Source organism: Achromobacter sp. HNDS-1 (assembly GCF_040084795.1).
Taxonomy (GTDB): Bacteria; Pseudomonadota; Gammaproteobacteria; order Burkholderiales; family Burkholderiaceae_B; genus Achromobacter; species Achromobacter ruhlandii.
On the sequence record NZ_CP157584.1, the window covers coordinates 2,530,433 to 2,549,271 of the forward strand.

Here is an 18,839-nt window from a genome sequence, read left to right on the forward strand (position 1 = left end):
ATCTACGGACGAACAGAATCGCGGCGCGGAACCAGCCTGCCTCACTTCCCGCGGTCTTTGAGCCAGGCCCTGACGCGGCGCACCGACATCGTGACCTTGACGGACAACATGGCGGCGCTGAACAACCATCCCAAAGCCCCGCCAGCCAATGCTGCCCACGACAATATCGGCTTGATATCTGGGTCATCCAGACTGCTCCAACCTATCCACGCAAGCGCTGGAAAAGCGAAGATCACGCACAAGACCGGCACGAAATAGGACATGTCCACGCTTATCAAAACAAACCGCCGTCTGAACCCCGGCGTGCAGTGGAGCGTGGAGACCGGCAGATCTTTGACAAGCTTTTTGTGTTGAACGTGAGTCACGGCGACCAGAAGGATCCCCAGCACCAGCGACAGCCATAAGAAACCGGCGCGAAACAGAGCCGGAATGGTCAGAATCGCCGTGCCTGTCGACGCCGCAGTCAGCCTCTGGATCGCCCTCATGGTTGCTTCGTCAACGATGTAGCCGGGCTTGTTCCAACCCATCCTGCCGTAGTAGATGATGGTGCCGTCGTCCAGGGTTTCGAACAGCCCTCTCGGTGCCAAGTTCATGTCCCATCTCGATGGACAATTCGTCCGCACGGTCGTGGCACGACTATCTCCCGCGCCAGCCGACCCGCGCCTTGATCTTGGCAAACAGGAAGGCGAAATTTACTGCCCACGCCGCAAACGCGACGATGACGACCGACCATATCAGGGCCGGGCTCAATCGGGATGCGCCATCAAGCTTTGAAAATGCCAGGGCGGCGACAGCGGGCAGCAGAAAGATGTTGGGCACGATCAGGGCATAAGACATGCTTCTGCCGATCAACATCACCCGTTTCCTGAACGGGGGCCGGGGATATAGCGAAACCGGCAGTGTCTTGATGAGCCTGTCGTGCCGAACATAAAAGGAAACGGCCGCCGCTGCTGCAAGCAGCATCGCCGTCCAGCGATACCCCGCGGTGAACGCAGGAGAGATGCCAAAGGCCGAAGCCGCAAATAACTCCACGTACAACCGCCGGATGGAACGCATGGCGGCCTCGTCCACGTGGTATCCGAGCGCATGACCATCCCGTCTACCGTAATAGTAGATAGTCGTGCCGTCTTCCTTGGTCTCGAACAAGCCGGTGTATGTAAAACCCGAACGCATCACTATCTCCAGAACCCGTGCATCCCATATTTCTCCGTTTAACCGAAGAACAGATTGTCACCATCGAGATAGGGGTAATTCGCGCCGACCACCCCAGCTATCATCCATCCATACGGCGTGGAAGGATCGGTGTAGTTTGTATACTCAATGAATAAGTCCGCGGTTCCGTCTCCGGTCCTGTCTCCCTCCAATCGCACGGTGGATGCCCACCACCAACCGCTATCGTCATGGTGAGTAACGGGCCATTCAATTCCGTGATGGTCCTCGGTCACATATCGAAGTTCTCCAGCATGCCCGGTGAACTTGCCAGTTCCGATGAACCGCATGGTCTGATGCCCTTCTGTACTCAGGTCGCCATCCAGATTTGAAAAATCCAACAAATCCGGCTCGATCCGCAGCCCCCCAAATCCCCCCATATAAGCGGGTTGGTAGTGTTTGAGGTTGAAATCGCGCGCTTCGCGAGCCGTGGTCAGCCCGTGGATGAACTTCGTCGTAATTTCCCCGGTGCCGGGGTCTGCGAAATCGCCATCGTTGAAGACGATGCGATTGCCGCCGCCGTGCACGACGAAGGTGTCGTTGCCGCCACGGCCAGTGAACGTCATTCCTCCAAGTACGTCGCCGACAAAAATGTCGTCATGGTCGCTGCCGATGACATAGTCGATATTGCGATATTCCTCCTCGCTCCATGAGCTCATAGAACCGGATTTCAACGCCACAGGTGCGTACCCACGGAGTTTCCCAAGGGCGTTCTCATGGGTGAGGAAATGGTGATTGATTTCATAGTTCTTCAGCCCAAGCGCGTTGGCCCGATCCGCTATCCACTTGTCCATGCGATCGTTGCCGTTCACAGTGATATCGACACCCCATTCACTTAAGGAGAAGTCCAGCACGTTGTAGCCATCCGGATTGCCGACAACCTTGTTGGACCATTCATCGTCGTTTCCCGGCATGAACCAGTTGATTGCATCGCCGCCCACCATTTCGCTCGGGGTGCCGTCGCCGATGAACAGATAAGACTTCCCATCGTCCGCCACGAATGACTTCACGCCATTCTCCGGCTCGATGTCGGCATAGTGCACAATCTCTGGCGGCGTCCGCAGGACTGAACCATTACCGTTGGCCTCAATACCTGGGTCATTGCCACTCACAATCCTGTCTGCGACGTCCGCAAGAATTGCGGGCAGGATCACCGCAGCATCTGGATAGTCATCCGGATGCGCGCCTATCTCCTTCATAGCCAAATAAAGCTGGTAATCGGAGAAAACCTTAACGTCATCATTGAAGGGCGGTACCCCGCTCTGCGTCGGCAATTCTGCTTCAACGCTTGCAGGAGGAGCTTGATGATCGGCTTCATCAGGTAATGGCGTTGTTGCCGTGGGTGTCTCCCCTGCGGCCGATATATGCTTTTCGGCGCCAGCAAGGGCATCGTTGATGAGCTTGGCGGCCTCCCCTTTCAGTCCAAGCGTATCCAATAGGGTCGAAACGCCGATGTTGATGGCAATGGTCGCAACGGCGGCGGGCCCCTCGATAGCAATGAGAGCACCGGCCAATCCGGCCAGCGCGCCGGCGATCATCGCGCTGACCGCTACGGATGCCACCTCCGAGCCCACTGCAACTTTGGGATCCGTGCCAGAGGCGATATCTTTTTGGATTGCGCTCCAACTGAAGACGCTCTGCATAAAGTAAGCATGGGTACGCGCCATCGCCTTGAGAATCTTGAAGGAGGACTCATCCAGACTGCTTTCCAGCAAGTCTTGCATGTACCCCAACAATTTTCCCGTCTCTGGAATAAGCGCATTGACCAAAGGCTCCACCATCCCACGCGTCGTCTTCGGATCGTGGTAATACCTCGATTCCTCGCTGTAATGCGAAAAGAAATACGCTTCCTTTTGGTTGAGAATCTGCGCGATGTACCACGCGGGAACGATCCGGGGCGTCGAGAAGTAAGACCAGCCGATGCCGTCCCACAGCCCAGACCCTAATCCACCGCCCCAACTCGGGGGCTCCGGCGGCCAACTGCCATAAACGACAACGGGGGCAAGCGTAGGTGTAGCCATGATGCGGTTCCTGATCGCAGATCAATCAATAGCCACCCACCACCACGCAGGCGACCGTCTATAGACATAAACGGTTGAGCCACGATTTACAGTAAAAAAAGCCGCAATTCAGACCAGTTCTCAGACACTAGCCCCCATCCCGCGATCCGGAGCATCTCGCCGCAATCGCGGGACCACCATCTGACGCCCTACTTCACCCAGGGCGTATTCGCCCAGATCTGCCGCAGCCGCCCATCATCCTGCTTCAGGCGCTCGTGCCACTGCGGCCCATCCAGGTAATCCATCTCGGTGAACTGCTGCTTCATCTGCGTCCGGAATTCCGGATTGGCGGCGACCTTGCCCAGGGTCTGCGTTCACCCCCCGGTTCCTTGAGGGTCGACACATCCGGTTCTGGCGGCGAGCGCGTCTCGCTGGCCTGGGCCGGCACACGTATGTTCTTGCCGGCGTAGGCATGGCTTCGGTCAGATCATGAGCGACATCGCCCTGGTGTGTGCCGCGCACCGCTGGCTGGCGCTACCGATCGAGCGGCCGGACACGCCGGTGCTATCGGCGTGGTACCGGCGCGTGATGACGTGGTCGACGAGGCAACGGACGTTGACGTTGCCATTGGGTCAAAGGGGAGACTCATTCTGCGGAATAGCAATCGCGCGAGACGATTACGTCCTGTGTCTGCCGACCCCTGCCTTGATCCCGGCAAACAGCATGGCCAACATTCATTGACAGGCTGAGACGACAACCGAAGGGCGGGAAGGAGATCTGCCTCAATTCCGGTCGTCTTTGAGCCATGCCCTCACTTTACCGAGCGACCGCTTGATCTTGATGAAAAAAAGCGCGGCGAACGTCACCCAGCACACGACGACCACACCGAGGAACGTCCACACCGCTACCGGCTCTCTCTCCTGGTCATCCAGTGTTCGCCAGAACGCCACGATAAAAAACGGGAAAACGATCAGCAGGCTAGGGACCAACATCCAATATGACGCATTCCGACTGAGCAGCACCCAGCGCCTTTTGAAACCTGGGTTGAAATAGCAAGCGGAGACAGGCAGATCCTTGACGATTTCCTTATGGCGAAGATGCGCACCAACGATCAAGATTAGTCCGACCACCAGCGACAGCCACCAGAGGCCGGCGCGAACCATGGCGGGAATCGTCACAAGTGATGTGCCGGATGCCCAGGCGTACAACCTCCGGATGGCCTTCATGGCAGCCTCGTCAACGATGTAGCCGGGCGCGTTTCGACCCATCTTGCCGTAGTAGATGATCGTGCCGTCTTCCTTGGTTTCAAACAGACCCTGCATATTCGACCCGATAGCCAATTTTTCCGCCCAACTACTCAACCGAAGAAGAGATTCGCGTCGTCAAGGAAGGGATAGATATTGCCGGTCGCATATTCCGACCACAAGCTGTTGTCGTTGGACGGGTTCAAATAATTGGTGTACTCCACGAAGAAGTCGGCCTCACCGGAGCCGGTTCTGTCCCCTTCCAGGCGCACCGTCGTCCAGAAGTAGCCTCCTTCATCGCCGACCGTCTGATCCGGGATGTTGGATCCATGAGAAATGTGGGTCACATATCTGACTTCACCGGCATGACCGGTGAAAGCATGTTCCCCGATGAACCTCATTGCCTGATATCCGTCGACGTTGACGTCACCGTCGAGATTGGAAAAGTCGAGGACAACGGGGTCAAGGGTAGGTGTAGCCATGGCGCGGTTCCTGATCGCAGATCAATCAATAGCCGCCCATGAGCACGCAGGCGACCGTCCATAGACATAAACGGTTGAGCCGCGATTTACAGTAAAAAAGCGCCGCAATTCAGACCAGTTCTCAGACACTGGCCCGCGTCCCGCGATCTGGAGCATGTCGCCGCAATCGCGGGAACTCCATCTGACGCCCTACTCCACCCAAGGCGTATTCGCCCAGATCTGCCGCAGCCTCCCATCATCCTGCTTCAAGCGTTCCTGCCATTGCGGCCCGTCCAGATAATCCATCTCGGTGAACTGCTGCTTCATCTGCGCCTGGAATTCCGGATTGGCGGCGACCTTGCCCAAGGCCTGGCGCAGCTTCTCGGCGACATCCGCCGGCAAGCCCTTGGGCGCGACAATGCCGCGCTCGGACGCGAACACCAGGTTCACGCCCAGTTCCTTGAAGGTCGGCACGTCCGGCCCCAGCGGCGAGCGCGTCGCGCTGGCCTGGGCCAGCACGCGCATGTTCTTGCCGTGATAGGGCATGACTTCGCCAAGGTTCAGGCCGCCGATCACGGTGTGCCCGCCCAGCACCGAGCTGCGCAACGGCCCCGCGCCGTTGTACGGCACATGGTTGAGCTTGGTGCCGGTCAGGTTCTGGAACAGCACCAGCGCCAGGTGATCATCGGTGCCCACGCCGGTCGAGCCATAACTGATCGAACCCGGCTTCTCGCGCGCCGCCTTGATCAGGGCATCCAGCGTCTGGTACGGACTGTCGGCGGCGACGCTGAAGGCGCTTGGGTCGCGCACCAGGTTGGCGAGATAGGTGAAGTCGGCGGTGGTGAAGCCGGCCTTGCGTTCGATCGGCAGCGACACCAGCCCGGGCATGTTGGTCATGGCCAGCGTGTAGCCATCGGGCTTGGCGCGCGACACGTACGACAGCGCGATGGCGCTGGACGCGCCCGGCTTGTTCTGCACCACGATGGTGGTGCCCAGCTCCTTCTCCAGGAACACCGCCAGCGAACGCGCCGTCAGGTCGGTGCCGCCGCCGGGCGCGAAGCCCACCACCAGTTCGATGGGATGGTCGGGCCAGGCCCAGGCCGGCCACGCGGCGCACAGCGCGGCCACGGACAGCGCGGCGCGAGCGGCCGCCTTGCGTGTAAAGAACATGGTTGTCTCCTGTGTGGGTACTGCTGTTGTTATGCGTTGTGATGAGCCGGACAGGCCGGCCAGTCACGCGGGACGGCTGCGACGGCCGCCCCGGGTCAAATTGTTCGCTCGCCGACAGGCAGGGACTGCAGGCAGACGCCTTCCCTCCTCGACGCGCGCGCCCGGCATTCTGCGCAGCTATCGGCAAGCCCCCTAGGCCGTAACACGCGCCAGGCATCGTGGTTACCCCCCCTTCTTGCCCCCTTCCTGCGCCTCGCGCCACGCCAGCAGGCGCGTCACGCCTTCGGCCATGCCCACTTGCGGCTGCCAGCCGATCTGTTGTCCCGCCAGATCGTGCGGGATATGGAAGGCGCCGCCCGAGGTCAGGCGCACGGTGCCCGGAGGGTCCGGCCGGATCTCCGGTTCCAGGCCGCTCTTGCAGTAGTCGAGCACCAGCCGCACCAGTTCGCCGGTGGTGATGGGCGCCGGGCCGGACACGTTCACCGCGACATCGGTCGCGTCGCTTTGGAACGCGGCGACGTTGGCGCGCGCCACGTCCGAGACGTGCACGAAGTGCTTGGTATCGGTGCCGTCGCCGGGCAGCACGGGGCGCTCGCCCTGGCGCACGCGGTCGTAGGTCTCCATGATGTACAGCGAATTGGCGGCGCGGTAGTGCTGGCGCTCGCCATACACGGTGGAATAGCGCAACACCACATAGTCCAGCCCGCACTTCTGGTGGTACTGGCGGCACAGCTGTTCGCCCATGATCTTGGAGGCGCCGTACAGGATCGCCGCGGGCGGCGCGCCGACGGAATGGAACGGGCCGTTCTCGGCCAGCGCGCCGGCGATGCCGCTGCCGTAGCCATACACCGCGTTGGACGAGGCGAACACGAACTTCTTCACCTTGTTGGCGCGGCAGGCTTCCAGCATGTTCTGCGCGCCGCGGATGTTCACGTCCACCGCTTGCCACGGCGTCTGCGCGAAGCCCAGCGTCATATACGCCGCCAGGTGCAGCACGCCGTCCACGCCTTCGGTCGCGGCCAGCAGGTCGGGCAGGCGCATCAGGTCGCCGCGCACCACTTTCACGCGCGGATTTCCCTGTAGGTGGGCGATGGCCTCGGGCGTGCCAAACGCGAAGTTGTCCAGCAGGATCACTTCGCGCACGCCGGCGGCCAGCAGCGCGTCGGCAGTGTGCGAGCCCACCAGGCTGGCGGCGCCGGCGATCAGGATGCGGGCATCGGCCAGCGGCAGCGCCGCGCTTTTCTTGTCGGTCGTCATGTGATTCACAGTCCCATCGGTTGATTGTGCATGCCCCAGTACAGGCTCTTGACCTGGCTGTAGAGGCGCAGGCCATGCAGGCCCTTCTCGCGGCCGATGCCGCTGGCCTTGAAGCCGCCGAACGGCGTGGCGATATGCGATTGCTTGTAGGTGTTGATCCAGACCGAGCCCGCCTCGATCTCGCGCGCCACGCGCCAGGCGCGGGCATAGTCGCCCGTCCACATGCCGGCGGCCAGGCCGAAGGGCGTGTCATTGGCCTGTTCGATCACATCTTGCTCATCCTCGAACGGCAGCGCCACCAGCACCGGCCCGAAGATCTCTTCCTGGCAGACGCGCGCGCCGTTGCCCAGCCCGTCGATCACGGTGGGCAGGTAGAACCAGCCGTTGGCCAGCTCGGCGCGATCCGGCGCGGCGCCGCCGACCAGCACACGGCCGCCTTCGGCGCGGCCGATGTCGACATAGCCGGCCACCTTGTCGCGATGCGCGCGCGACACCAGCGGCCCCATCTGCGTGGCGGGATCATCGGGCAGGCCCACGCGCACCTCGCGCGTGCGTTGCACCAGCGCCTCCATGAAGCGGCCATAGATGGACTTCTGCACGAACAGGCGCGAACCGGCCACGCAGCTTTGCCCGGCCGAGCCGAAGATGCCCGACACCACGCCGGCCACGGCGCGGTCCAGGTCGGCGTCGTCGAACACGATGTGCGGCGACTTGCCGCCCAGTTCCAGGCCCACGGGAATCAGGCGTTGGCCGGCGATGCCGCCGATGGCGCGGCCCGTTTCGGTGCCGCCGGTGAACGACACCATGCGCACGCCGGGATGCCTGACCAGCGCGGCGCCGACGTCCTCGCCGTGGCCCGGCAGCACCGTCAGCAGCCCTTCCGGCAGGCCGGCCTCGGCACAGATGCGCGCCAGTTCCAGCGCCAGCTGCGGCGTCTCCTCGGACGGCTTGAGCAGCACCGCGTTGCCGGCCGCCAGCGCCGGCGCGGCCTTCTGCGCCTCGTTCATGATGGGCGAGTTCCAAGGCGTGATGGCCGCGATCACGCCGAACGGCTCGGCCAGCGCCATCGAAAAATACTCGCCGCGCGGCGAGGTCATCTCGTTCTGCCAGGTCTCGCACACCGCGGCGTAGTAGCGGAAATGCCCGGCCGCGCTGTCGACCATGTTCAGGCATTCCTTCCACGGCTTGCCGCTGTCGATCATCTGCAGCCGCGCCAGCGGCTCGCGTTCGGCGGCCAGGCGCCGGCCGATCTCGTACAGCGTGGCGGCGCGCTGGTCGGGGCGCAGCTTGCGCCATGGCTGGCGCTGGAACGCGTCCCAGGCGATGGCGACGGCGGCATCCACGTCGCGCGGCAAGGCGCGCGTGACGATGCCGGCAACGCTGCCGTCGGCGGGATTGATGGAGGTGATGACGGCGTCGCCGTCCTGGCCGTGGCGCCATTCGGCGCCCAACCGGAAGGGCTTTGGGCTCGATGCTTGCATAAGGTCGGGGCAGTCCAGAGGTCTCGGTAGACGCATCATCGGCCGGCCGACTATTAGGCACAATTCGATATTTTTCTTATATTCTTAGTCCATGGCTATGAATATCAAGTACCGATCGCTCAAGGCCTTCCTGCTGGCGGTCGACACCGGCTCGTTCACCCACGCCGCCAGTCAGCTCGGCGTGACGCAGCCCTCGTTCACCGCGCTGATCCAGGACCTGGAGGACGTGCTGGGCCTGCGCCTGTTCGAACGCACCACCCGCAGCATCAGCCTGACCTCGGCGGGGCAGGACTTCCACGCCCGCGCGCAGCGGCCCATCGCCGACCTGGAGGAAGCCTATCGCAGCCTGGCCGACCTGGCGGCAGTGCGGCGCGGCAACGTCACCCTGGGCGCCCTGCCCTCGACCGCGCTGGCGCTGCTGCCCGTGGCGGTCGGCGCGTTGCGCCAACTGCACCCGGCGCTGAAGGTGCGCGTGGTCGAGGCCCACAACGACGAACTGGTGGCCATGCTGCGCACCAACCAGATCGAGTTCGCCGTCGGCGCGCTGGCCGAGCCGGCGCCGGACCTGTCCTTCGCGCCGCTGGCCGAGGATTGCTTCTGCGCCATCTACCCGGCCGGCCATGCCCTGGAGAAAAAACGCGGCCCGCTGCACTGGCGCGACGTGCTGCGCTATGACCTGATCCTGCTGTCGCAAGGCTCGAACGCGCGCCAGCAGTTCGACCGCGCGGTGCGCGAGGAAACCGGCGCGCCCGCCACCGCGCTGCGCTATGACGTGACCAACATGGGCACCGCCGCCGGCATGGTGCGCCAGGGCCTGGGCGTGAGCGTGCTGCCGCGCCTGGCGCTGCCGGAATTGAACCTGTCGGGACTGCGCGCGGCGGCGCTGTGCGATGCCTCGGCGCGCCGCGCCATCGGCCTGCTGCACCGGCGCGATCGCTCGCTGTCGCCGGCCGCTCAGGCGCTGGCGGCGCAGCTGGAAACGGCCATGGACCAGATCGCGAGGCGGCTGTTGCCGTTGCCGCCCTTGAAGTGAGCCGGCCGCTCGCGCCTGTCAGCCAGCGCAAGCGGCCAGGAAGGCGGGCACGGCGAATGACGAACCGCGCCACGCCAAGCCGCCGCGGCCTGCCACGCGCTCGTTGCGCGGTCGCGGGGGCCTTCTCGGCCGCGGCTTCCGTTCAAACGCGGAATCAGCCCGCCGCGAACAGCGCGCCGATGCGCGCCACGTCTTCATCGTCCAGCACCCCCGCCTGCCAGCGCAGCGTCAGCCACGCCAACAGGTTGTCGTAACGCGCGCGGTCCAGTTCGCGCAGCGCCTCGAAACGCTGGCGCTCCGCGTCCAGCACGTCCAGGTTGGTGCGCTCGCCGCCCAGCACGCTGCGCCGCGTGGCCTGCACGCGCAATGCGGCGGCCTCGGCGGCCTGCCGGTAGGCCGCGATGCGTGCGCGGCTGCTGGTAAAGGTATGGAACTGCCGCGCCAGGTCATCCAGCAACGCCCACGTGGCGGCATCGAGCTTGTGCTGCGCTTCTTCCTGCTCGGCCAGCGCCTGGCCGCTGGCCGCCGACGTGCGCCCGCCGGAATACAGCGGAATGCTGACCTCGATGCCCACCGACCCGGTGTCATAACGTTGCCCGATCTGGTTATCGCCATTGGAATGCGTCAACTGCTTGCGGGCCACCAGCCTCGCCGTCGGCAGATGTCCCGCGCGGGCGGCCTCGTAGCGCTGGCGGCTGGCTTCCAGCAAGTGCCGCTGCGCCAGCAATTCGGGGTTGCTTGCCAGCGCCAGCTCGCGCCACGCCGGCAGGTCACGCCCCTCCACGGCCAGCCCGGCCAGCGCGGCCGCCCGCAAGGGCGCCAGCGGCTGCTCGGCCAGCGCCGGGCCGACGATCGCGCCCAGCGCATTGCGCGCATCGCGCAACTTGTCTTGCGCCTCGATCTCCTGCGCCTGCACCACGCGGGCGCGCGCCTCGATCTCCAACTGATCCGTGCGCGTGCCCTGGCCCGCCGCCACGAAGCGTTCGCTGCGGCGCGCGTCCTCCTGCAACGAACGGCCCTGCGACTGCGTCAATGCCAAGGCTTGCTGCGCGTAGAGCACGGCGGTATACGCCTGCAGCACGCGCACCGCCAGCGCCTGGCGGGCGCGCTGCAACGTCAATCCCCCCGCCTCGGCGCGCTCGCGCCCGGCACGGTACTGCGCAAAGGCCGCCGCGTCGAACAACGGCTGGCTCAACGTGAAGCCCGAGGCGGAGCTGGCGTAGCGCGACCGTTGCTCCAGCGTGCCAAACCGCGTCTCCTGGCGCGACGACGTATCGTTGCGGGCGCCGCTGTAGTGGTAGCTCAGGTTCGGCAGCAAGCCGCCGCGCCCCAGCGCCTCTTCCTGCGCATCGGCCCGCTCGCGGGCCTGCGCGGCCTGCCAGGTGGGATCGGACGCCAACGCCATCGTGTACGCCTGCTGGAAATCCAGCGCCTGCGCCGCCCCCAACGCGGGCAGCAACAGCGCCCCCATCAACATCCACGCCGCCGCGCGCGCGCCCCGCCAGCGATTCATGCGTCACCCCACGCCAGCCGCGCACGATCGAGCAAGGGCTTGAACAGATAATTCAACAGCGAGCGCTCGCCCGTGCGCACGAACACCTCCACCGGCATACCCGCGCGCAGCGGCGCATCGCCAATGCGGCGCAACTGACCCGGCGCCACATCGGCGCGCAGGCGATAGTAGGGACGACCGTTGCGGTCATCATCGAACCGGTCCGCCGACACCAGCATCACGGTGCCTTCCAGCCGTGGCGTGCGGCTGGCATCAAAGGCGGTGAACATCAGCTCGACCGGCAGGCCCGTGTGCACCTTGTCGATGGACTCCACCGGCAAGCGCCCCTCGACCACCAGCGGCACGTCCTTGGGCACGATCTCCATCAGGCGCGCGCCCGGCTGCACCACGCCACCGACGGTGTGCGCGGCCAGCGCCACCACAGTGCCGCTGACCGGCGCGCGGATCTCGCTGTGCGCCAGATCGAATTCCGCCGCCGCCAGTTTCTGCGTCAACTGTTCGCGCTGCACGCGGGTTTCCGCCAGATCGGTGCGCACCTCGCGCTGGAATGCGTCGCGGCGTTGCTGCCCGCGCAGCGCCAGTTCCGCGATCTGTTGGCGGGTCTGGCCCAGCGCGCCCAGGTCCGAGGCCATGTCACCGTCCAGTTGCGCCAGGCTGCGCTCCAGGTCCAGCACCCGGTTGCGCGGCACGTAGCCTTCGCGCGCCAGATCGCGCAGGTTGCCCAGTTGTTCCCGCAACAGCGTGCGTTGCGTGCGCTTGTGCGCCAAGGTCGATTCCAGGCCGGCGGCCAGGGCCCGGCTGCCGGCCAGCGTCGCGTCGATGCCAGCCAGCTCGCCCGCCAGCGCCGCCCGCCGGCTGGCGAACAGTTGACGCTCCATCGCGTAGGCGGCCGCCACTTCGGCGTTCGCTTGGGCATCGGGCGGCGCAAGATCATCCCGCCCATCGCGCTCGGCCAGCAAGCGCGCTTCGCGGGCCATGACCGCCGCCTGCTGCGCGCGCAGGCTGTGCGCCTCGCCACGCACCCGGGTGTCGTCCAGCCGCACCAGCGCCTGGCCGGCCCGGACCTGGTCGCCTTCGGCCACCAGCAAGGCGCTCACCACGCCGCCCTCGATGCTGTCCACCGCCTGCCGCTCGCCGGTCACGACGACGATGCCGGGCATCACCACGCCGTTGTCCAGCGGCGCCCATGCCGCCCATGCCAGGAAGCCGCCAAAGCCCAGCGCCAGCACCCACCAGCCGAAGCGGGCCGACCAGCCGCCATGGTCTTCGGCATCGACCGCGCCCGCATCGCCCTTGTTCAGCTCGGGCCGCAACACCACCACCCGATTGCCCGCGGCGCGCCCCGTCATGCCTTGCCTCCGAAGATTCGCCCCGCAAACGCGCCACCGGCCAACGGATAGACCTGCGCCGCCGACCCGCCCGGGCGCGTCTGTGGCGGCGAGCCGGCTACGCCGGACGCCCCCGCCCCCGTCGCGCCGGCCATCGTCGCCGCGCGGCCGCCGGGCTCGGCGGACGCCGTTGGCGGTGATGGCCTCGCCCCGGGCGCTCCCTCGGGCCCCGGCCGCAACACGTCATGGGTGGCGCCGAAGCGCTGCGCGCGGCCATCGCGCAGCAACAGCAAGTGCGTGGTCGCCGCCAGCACCTTAGGCCGGTGCGTCACCAGCACCACCGTCGCGCCGATCTCGCGCAGCCGGCCCAGCGCATCGAGCAAGGCCTGCTCGCCCGCGTCGTCCAGGCTGGCGTTGGGTTCATCCAGCACCACCAGGCGCGGCGTGCCGTACAGCGCCCGCGCCAGCGCGATACGCTGGCGCTGCCCGCCCGACAACCCCTGGCCTCCGGCGCCCAGCGGCGTGTCATAGCCGCGCGGCAGGGCCAGGATCATGTCGTGCGCGCCGGCCAGCCGCGCCGCGTCGATCACCCGCCGGGCCAACCCCTCGCCATCGCTGTCCGGCCCAGGAAAGCGCGCGATGTTCTCGGCCACGGTCCCGGAGAACAACTCCACGTCCTGCGGCACATAGCCCAGCCACTCCCCCAGCCGCGCGCGTTCCCATTGCTTCAGGTCGGCCCCATCCAGCCTCGCCGTGCCCAGGCGGGCCGGCCACACACCCGCCACCAATCGGGCCAACGTCGACTTGCCCGCGCCCGACGGGCCGACCACGCCCAGCACCTGCCCCGGCTCCAGCGCGAACGACACGTTCACCAGCGTCGGCTGCGCCGCGCCCGGCGGTGTCACCGTCACGCCCTCCAAGCGCAATGCGCCCTTCGGGTCTGGCAGCGTCAGGCCCGTGGACGGCTTCGGATACGTCGTCAGCAGCTCCTGCAGGCGCCGCCACGCCAGCCGCGTGCCCGCCCATTGCCGCCAGGCGCCGATCACCTGATCGATCGGGCTGAGCACGCGCCCCATCAGGATCGAGCCCGCAATCATCATGCCGGCGCTGACATGGCTTTGCAGCACCAGCCACGCGCCCAGCCCCAGCACCAGCGATTGCAGCGCCATCCGCACCGTCTTCGACAGGCTCGCGATCATCGCCGAGCGCTGGCTGGCCAGGCCCTGGCGCCGCACATAGCCCACATGCAGCCGCTGCCAGCGCGCGCGCAACCGGTCCAGCATGCCCATGGCCTGGATGGCTTCGGCATTGCGCAGTTGCCCTTCGGCCTCCACCCCGGCCCGCACCGACAACCCGCCCGCCTCGGCCAACAGCTTGCGCGACACCTGCTCGTTGAGCCACGCCAGCGCCACCAGGATGATGGTTCCCGCCAACGCCAGCGTGCCCATCCAGGGATGGAACAGGAACATCACCAGCAGGAACAGCGGAAACCACGGCGCGTCGAAGAACGCGAACACCGCGCTGCCGGTCAGGAACTGGCGCACGGTGTTCAGGTCGTTGACCGCCTGCCCCGCATTGGCGGGCACGCCCGCCAGGCCGCGCTGGAACGCCGCTTCGTGCACGCGCCCGGCCAGCGCCGCGTCAAAGCGCGCGCCGATCTGGATGATGACGGCGCTGCGCGCATAATCCAGCGCGCCCATCAGCGCGAGCAAACCGACGATCATCAGGCTCAGCATCACCAGCGTGAAGACGTTGCCGGATGCCAGCACGCGGTCATAGACCTGCAGCATGTAGAGCGACGGCGCCAGCATCAGCAAGTTGGTGGCGACACTGAACGCGGCCACGCTGTACCAGCCCGTGCGAAAGCGCGCCAGGAGCGCCTTGATATCCAGGACGTCCGCGCCCTGTGCCGCGCCCGCGCGCGTCTGGGTTTGCTGCATTGAATTTCCTTGCCCGGATGACTGCCGGGACACGCAGAATGAAGAAACAAAAAGACGGTCGCGACGGGGGATAGGCCCGCCGCGACCGTGACCCACGCGCCCGAGAAAGCGCGGGGAAACTCACGGGTGGGTTACGCCGCCAGGGCGAGGTCGGTTTCGGTGGCGAAGTTGTGGGCGACCAGGTCGGCGATGGACATGGTGATGTCCATGTCGTTCTGCGCCAGCGCGCCGAACAGACCGCCATGGGACATGACACCGGCCTTGATGTCATCGAAACCATCGACATGCCCGTTCATCAAGCCCCATACGATGTCATGTACGTCGTTTCCGCGGCCTTCCGAGACATCACCATGGATCGGTGCGTCGAACGTGAACGTAATGAGCGGATCAACCACATGCCCGGTCTGATCCACCCCACCGCCCAAGGTAATGGAGTCCAGTTCGCCCCATACGGTGTGCGGCGTCGCACCTTCGACCTTCGGGCCGCTAAACGGCGGGAAGTAGTAGTTCACGTCGCCCGACGCAACGAAGGCATAGTGGCCAACGGCTTTGCTGGCGTAACCATAGTCGGTGCCGTTGAAGGGGCCTCCACCGAAAAAACCCCCAAAGTTCTTGCCGGCGGTGTGTTCACCGGCAACGCCGTCGTTCTCGAAGGCTACCAACATGGATTCCAACGAATCCTCCATCGAGATGCCTTGAGGGAAGTGACTTTCGTCGATAAAGCTGATCGATACGGACATTTTCATGCTCCAATAACTACGAGTTCAGCCGGGTAACCCCGACTCCCTTGGCGCCGCGTCACGCAGGCGCCAAGCATGCGAACCATTCGCATGTTCTTTCGAAGAACCGCCATACGCCGGTCCTGGTCAATGCTTGCCCTAGAAGCGCACCTCCATGCCCAACGTGACGGTGCGCCCGGGCGCGAACGTGCGCGCCAGCGCGTCGGAATAACCTTCCACGTACATGCGATTGGTGATGTTCTCGACCGCCGCCATAAACTTGACGTTGTCATTGGCCTGATAACTGGCATACCAGTCCCAGGTGGTGTACTTGAACCAAACTTGCGCGCCGCCGGTGTCGCGGTTGTACCAACCCTCACCGCTGTAGTTGAAGCGCACACCGGTATCCAGCTTGCGCTCCAGCAGCCGCGCACCAACGAGCACCATGCCTTTATCGACCGGCTTGGCGATGGCGCTGTTGAAAACGAAATTGCCGCATGAGGTCCAGGCGTCGGCCCAGGCCTGCCAGGAGTCGTACCCCGCCTCAAGCGCTTCATCGTGCGGCTTCGGATAGCTGCCATCCGACTTGGGCACGTCATACTTGTTTGGCCCTGATCCCAGCGGATACACGTTTTCGCAGAACTTGTTCGGTCTCCCGAGGTAATGCGTGTAACTCACGGCGCCATAGACAAAACCGGCGTCGTAGCGCCCTTCCAATTCGAGACCGCGAAACCGGGTGCGAGTGAGGTTGTTGGTAAAGAAGGTCGTGCCCAGCAGCGGGAAATAGCTCCCCGGGCTGGTCCCGCTTCCCGGCAGCAGACCCATCATCGAGGAAAACAGATAGTTGTCCGCCCGCGTGTCGAAATAACCAACCTTGAGCGACAAATTGTCGCCCTGTGCCATGACGTCACTGAAGATGGCATTAGCGCCCACTTCCCAGGTTTGCGCGGTCTCAGGTTTCAGGAAGGGGTTGGGTACGATCGTTTCGAATCCTTCCGTGGGATGACCGCCGGCCATCATCAGTTCATTGATGGCGGGCGGACGCCACGACTTGCCCCAACTGCCGTACAACTCCAGCCAGCGGGTGGGGCGGATGGAGGCGGACAGCGACGGCAGCAGCTTGCCGCCGCTACGGTCAACGTCGTACTCGTACGTGGTGGGCTGATCGTCCCACCAGACGTCTATAAATTGATCTTCAAACTTTCTGTGCGAGAGGTTGACGGGTCTCCGAGTCGGTACTTTGCTGTACACGATCTCGCCCGTGTCCGGGTCACGCCTATAGGGGTATATAAATCGGCCTGGATTCTTTGGGTCCGGCACACGGTCGCGCAGAGCTTTGTAGTAGCTATAAGCAGGATCGGAATCCCACCACGCTTTCAATGCCGCCAAGTCACCGCCTCTCGCTATGCGGCAGCCTTCCCCATAAACCTCAGCCTTGTCCACCTCACCAGGGAGATTGTGCGTATAGCGGCAAAGACTTTTTTCGGCCGTCCTCAATGAGGTTTGGTGATACGGCCCGGTTCCAGGCATATGTGTCTTGCCTTTGACCCAGTAGCGTTCATAGCGCACACCCGCTGAAACCGTATAGAAATCGTCTTCCAGCTTCAAATTGGCGAAGATGCTTCCCATGTTGCGGCGTCCTCTCGGGTTGAGAGAGTCCTTACCCTCCGCGCCAAAAGGCCTGACTTCACGCCCCTGGTTATTCCAGCGTTGGCTCGAAGTTGCACGATCAGAGAAATACTCGATACCGTAGTGGGCACTGAGCAGCGAGTTCGTACCCAGCAGGAAGCGCGAGGTATTGTCCACCTGCACGCCATGGGTCCGGGTGCGCAAGCGGGTTTCCTTACCGACGCCGTAGTGGCTGCAAATGTCCGTCGTGTAGTCGGAGACGTACCCCCCATTATCGGTTTCACATTTGCCGGTGCCGTCGGACTTCCAGTGCTCGAAATGAATGGCCTCTCGAATCGCCACAGGATCGGTCATCCAAGAGCCTCCTCCTGGAGTTAAGACTTTCGGATAATTCGGTTCCGTGTAGTTGCTGACACGGGTATCGACGGCATAGAGCTTCACGTTCAAGTCTAGCCACGGGTTGTCCGCCGGCTTGAGCTTGTAGTCCAGCGCGAAGCTGTCGGACTGCGCCTTGGACGCTCCCAGCTTTCGCCAGGGGGAGCCGCTGTTATCTGGACTCGCCAGCACGGATTCCGCAGTGTACGAATAGTTCACCCGCGTGCCGACATAACTCAATTGCAGGGACGATGCATCATTCAACTTCCAGCGCGCCTTGAACAGGCTGGAATCCTGCTCCTGAGCGGCGAATTTCACATCGTTGAATTCCACCTTGCTGCGCCGGCCATCGCTGTCACGCACCACTTCCTTGTTCCAGTCGGATTGCCCGCCCCGCAACCCAAACCGATAATCCCCGATAGATCGCCGCGACACCGCCGCCATCACTTCCAGGTTCTCACCAGCGCGCGCTGCGCCCGCCGCGCTGCCGATGAAATTGACCCCGTTCCCCTGATATCCCATCCCGGACGTGCCGCGAAGCTTCAGCCCGATATCCCTGCCTTCCCGCAGCACATCCCCAAAATCCAGCGTGCGGAAATCCACACTGCCCGCCATCGCGCCGGTGCCATGCACCCCATGCACCACGCCTCGCTCTACCTCCACCTCGGACAGCAGTTCCGAATCGACATACATTTCTCCATTGCGTTGCATGTGCCCGTTCTGCACGAAATCCTGGCGCATGCCGTCGATCATCATGTTGACGCGGCCGAAGTCCTGCATGCCGCGGATGTTGATCGACAGACCGGGGTTCTGGCGGTTGACGGCGCTGGCGACGCCGGGGGTGTCCTGGATGAGTTCGGCGGCGTGGCGCACCGGCACGCGGTCCATTTCTTCACGCGTGACGATGCTGACGGCGCGGGGGGCCTGATAGACGCGCTCGTTGACATCGTTGCCGCGCACCACAACGGGCGCCATCGAGTACACCCGCGCACGCGCGCCGGGACCGTTGTCGACCAGTTGCACGTTCGGTCGGACAGCGCCCGCGGTCCGGCGATAGCGGTAGCCGATAGGACTGTTTCCCAGCAACCGGGTCAGGCCGGTCTCGAGGTTGAAGCTGCCCTTCAGCTCGACACTGGTATAGGCTGAGAAATCGACGTCGCTCATGTACAGGTCAACGCCGGACTGGCGCGCGAATGCCAGTACGGCCTGCGCCATCGCTTGAGCCGGGATGTCGAAAACGAACGTCCGTTGACGTTCATCATCCTTCCGATCGGCGGGCTCCGCCATGCCCGCGGCACGCTCCTGCGTTTGCGCCATGGACACGCACGGTAGCGCCAACGCGCCCGCGGCCAGCATCCGACTCACAATACGGAACGTCACCTGTCTTCTCTTCACTTTCGTCTCTGGTTGTCAATGATGCAAACGCGCATCATTACCATTAACGTTTGAGAATCGAAGTTCAGTAAAAAAAGTTCGAAAA

At 64.2% G+C, this 18,839-nt stretch carries 14 protein-coding genes and 1 pseudogene; 2 read left to right on the top strand and 13 right to left on the bottom strand.

What is annotated here, in order from left to right; translation table 11 throughout:
- Window positions 1–41: 41 nt before the first annotated feature.
- From ABFG95_RS11660 to ABFG95_RS11670, 3 genes are read right to left on the bottom strand one after another with little or no spacing between them, the layout of a single operon-like run.
- A complete protein-coding gene (locus ABFG95_RS11660; RefSeq protein ID WP_238909408.1) occupies window positions 42–593 on the bottom strand; it encodes a hypothetical protein in 552 nt (183 codons plus the stop codon).
- Between the two features lie 43 nt (window positions 594–636).
- Window positions 637–1,173 (bottom strand): hypothetical protein, encoded by a 537-nt coding sequence (locus tag ABFG95_RS11665; RefSeq protein WP_238909409.1) that lies wholly within the window; start codon window positions 1,171–1,173, stop codon window positions 637–639.
- 38 nt (window positions 1,174–1,211) lie between these two features.
- On the bottom strand, window positions 1,212–3,230 hold the full coding sequence (locus ABFG95_RS11670) for a hypothetical protein (RefSeq protein ID WP_348995881.1): 2,019 nt from the start codon (window positions 3,228–3,230) through the stop codon (window positions 1,212–1,214).
- Between the two features lie 468 nt (window positions 3,231–3,698).
- Between ABFG95_RS11670 and ABFG95_RS11675 the strand changes: the two are divergent.
- Window positions 3,699–3,800, top strand: a pseudogene (locus tag ABFG95_RS11675) (glutathione S-transferase); the annotation flags it as partial.
- A gap of 191 nt (window positions 3,801–3,991) precedes the next feature.
- Here ABFG95_RS11675 and ABFG95_RS11680 read toward each other — a convergent pair.
- From ABFG95_RS11680 to ABFG95_RS11700, 5 genes are all read right to left on the bottom strand, one after another.
- Window positions 3,992–4,531 carry a hypothetical protein gene (locus ABFG95_RS11680; protein WP_348995882.1) on the bottom strand — a complete coding sequence of 180 codons (540 nt, stop codon included), beginning with the start codon at window positions 4,529–4,531 and terminating at the stop codon, window positions 3,992–3,994.
- Between the two features lie 35 nt (window positions 4,532–4,566).
- Window positions 4,567–4,935, bottom strand: a complete 369-nt coding sequence (locus ABFG95_RS11685; RefSeq protein ID WP_238909412.1) for a hypothetical protein — start codon at window positions 4,933–4,935, stop codon at window positions 4,567–4,569.
- A gap of 189 nt (window positions 4,936–5,124) precedes the next feature.
- Window positions 5,125–6,084, bottom strand: a complete 960-nt coding sequence (locus ABFG95_RS11690; protein WP_348995883.1) for a tripartite tricarboxylate transporter substrate binding protein — start codon at window positions 6,082–6,084, stop codon at window positions 5,125–5,127.
- A gap of 222 nt (window positions 6,085–6,306) precedes the next feature.
- Complete coding sequence (locus ABFG95_RS11695; protein WP_059272650.1) at window positions 6,307–7,341, bottom strand: NAD-dependent epimerase/dehydratase family protein; 1,035 nt, start codon at window positions 7,339–7,341, stop codon at window positions 6,307–6,309.
- 5 nt (window positions 7,342–7,346) lie between these two features.
- Window positions 7,347–8,822 (bottom strand): aldehyde dehydrogenase, encoded by a 1,476-nt coding sequence (locus tag ABFG95_RS11700; RefSeq protein ID WP_348995884.1) that lies wholly within the window; start codon window positions 8,820–8,822, stop codon window positions 7,347–7,349.
- Window positions 8,823–8,913: 91 nt separating this feature from the next.
- Between ABFG95_RS11700 and ABFG95_RS11705 the strand changes: the two genes are divergently transcribed.
- A complete protein-coding gene (locus tag ABFG95_RS11705) occupies window positions 8,914–9,855 on the top strand; it encodes a LysR family transcriptional regulator (protein WP_254601016.1) in 942 nt (313 codons plus the stop codon).
- A 154-nt stretch (window positions 9,856–10,009) separates the two neighbouring features.
- Here ABFG95_RS11705 and ABFG95_RS11710 read toward each other — a convergent pair whose 3' ends face one another.
- The 5 genes from ABFG95_RS11710 to ABFG95_RS11730 form a co-directional block, all read right to left on the bottom strand.
- Window positions 10,010–11,368 carry a TolC family outer membrane protein gene (locus ABFG95_RS11710; protein WP_348995885.1) on the bottom strand — a complete coding sequence of 453 codons (1,359 nt, stop codon included), beginning with the start codon at window positions 11,366–11,368 and terminating at the stop codon, window positions 10,010–10,012.
- A complete protein-coding gene (locus tag ABFG95_RS11715) occupies window positions 11,365–12,717 on the bottom strand; it encodes an HlyD family type I secretion periplasmic adaptor subunit (protein WP_348995886.1) in 1,353 nt (450 codons plus the stop codon). The genes ABFG95_RS11710 and ABFG95_RS11715 overlap by 4 nt, the downstream gene beginning before the upstream one ends.
- Window positions 12,714–14,636 carry a type I secretion system permease/ATPase gene (locus ABFG95_RS11720; RefSeq protein ID WP_348995887.1) on the bottom strand — a complete coding sequence of 641 codons (1,923 nt, stop codon included), beginning with the start codon at window positions 14,634–14,636 and terminating at the stop codon, window positions 12,714–12,716. Before ABFG95_RS11720 ends, ABFG95_RS11715 begins: the two co-directional genes overlap by 4 nt.
- A gap of 131 nt (window positions 14,637–14,767) precedes the next feature.
- A complete protein-coding gene (locus ABFG95_RS11725; RefSeq protein WP_063584528.1) occupies window positions 14,768–15,376 on the bottom strand; it encodes a heme acquisition protein HasA in 609 nt (202 codons plus the stop codon).
- Between the two features lie 138 nt (window positions 15,377–15,514).
- Entirely contained in the window at window positions 15,515–18,739 is a 3,225-nt protein-coding gene (locus tag ABFG95_RS11730) for a TonB-dependent hemoglobin/transferrin/lactoferrin family receptor (RefSeq protein WP_348995888.1), read from the bottom strand.
- Between the last annotated feature and the right edge of the window lie 100 nt (window positions 18,740–18,839).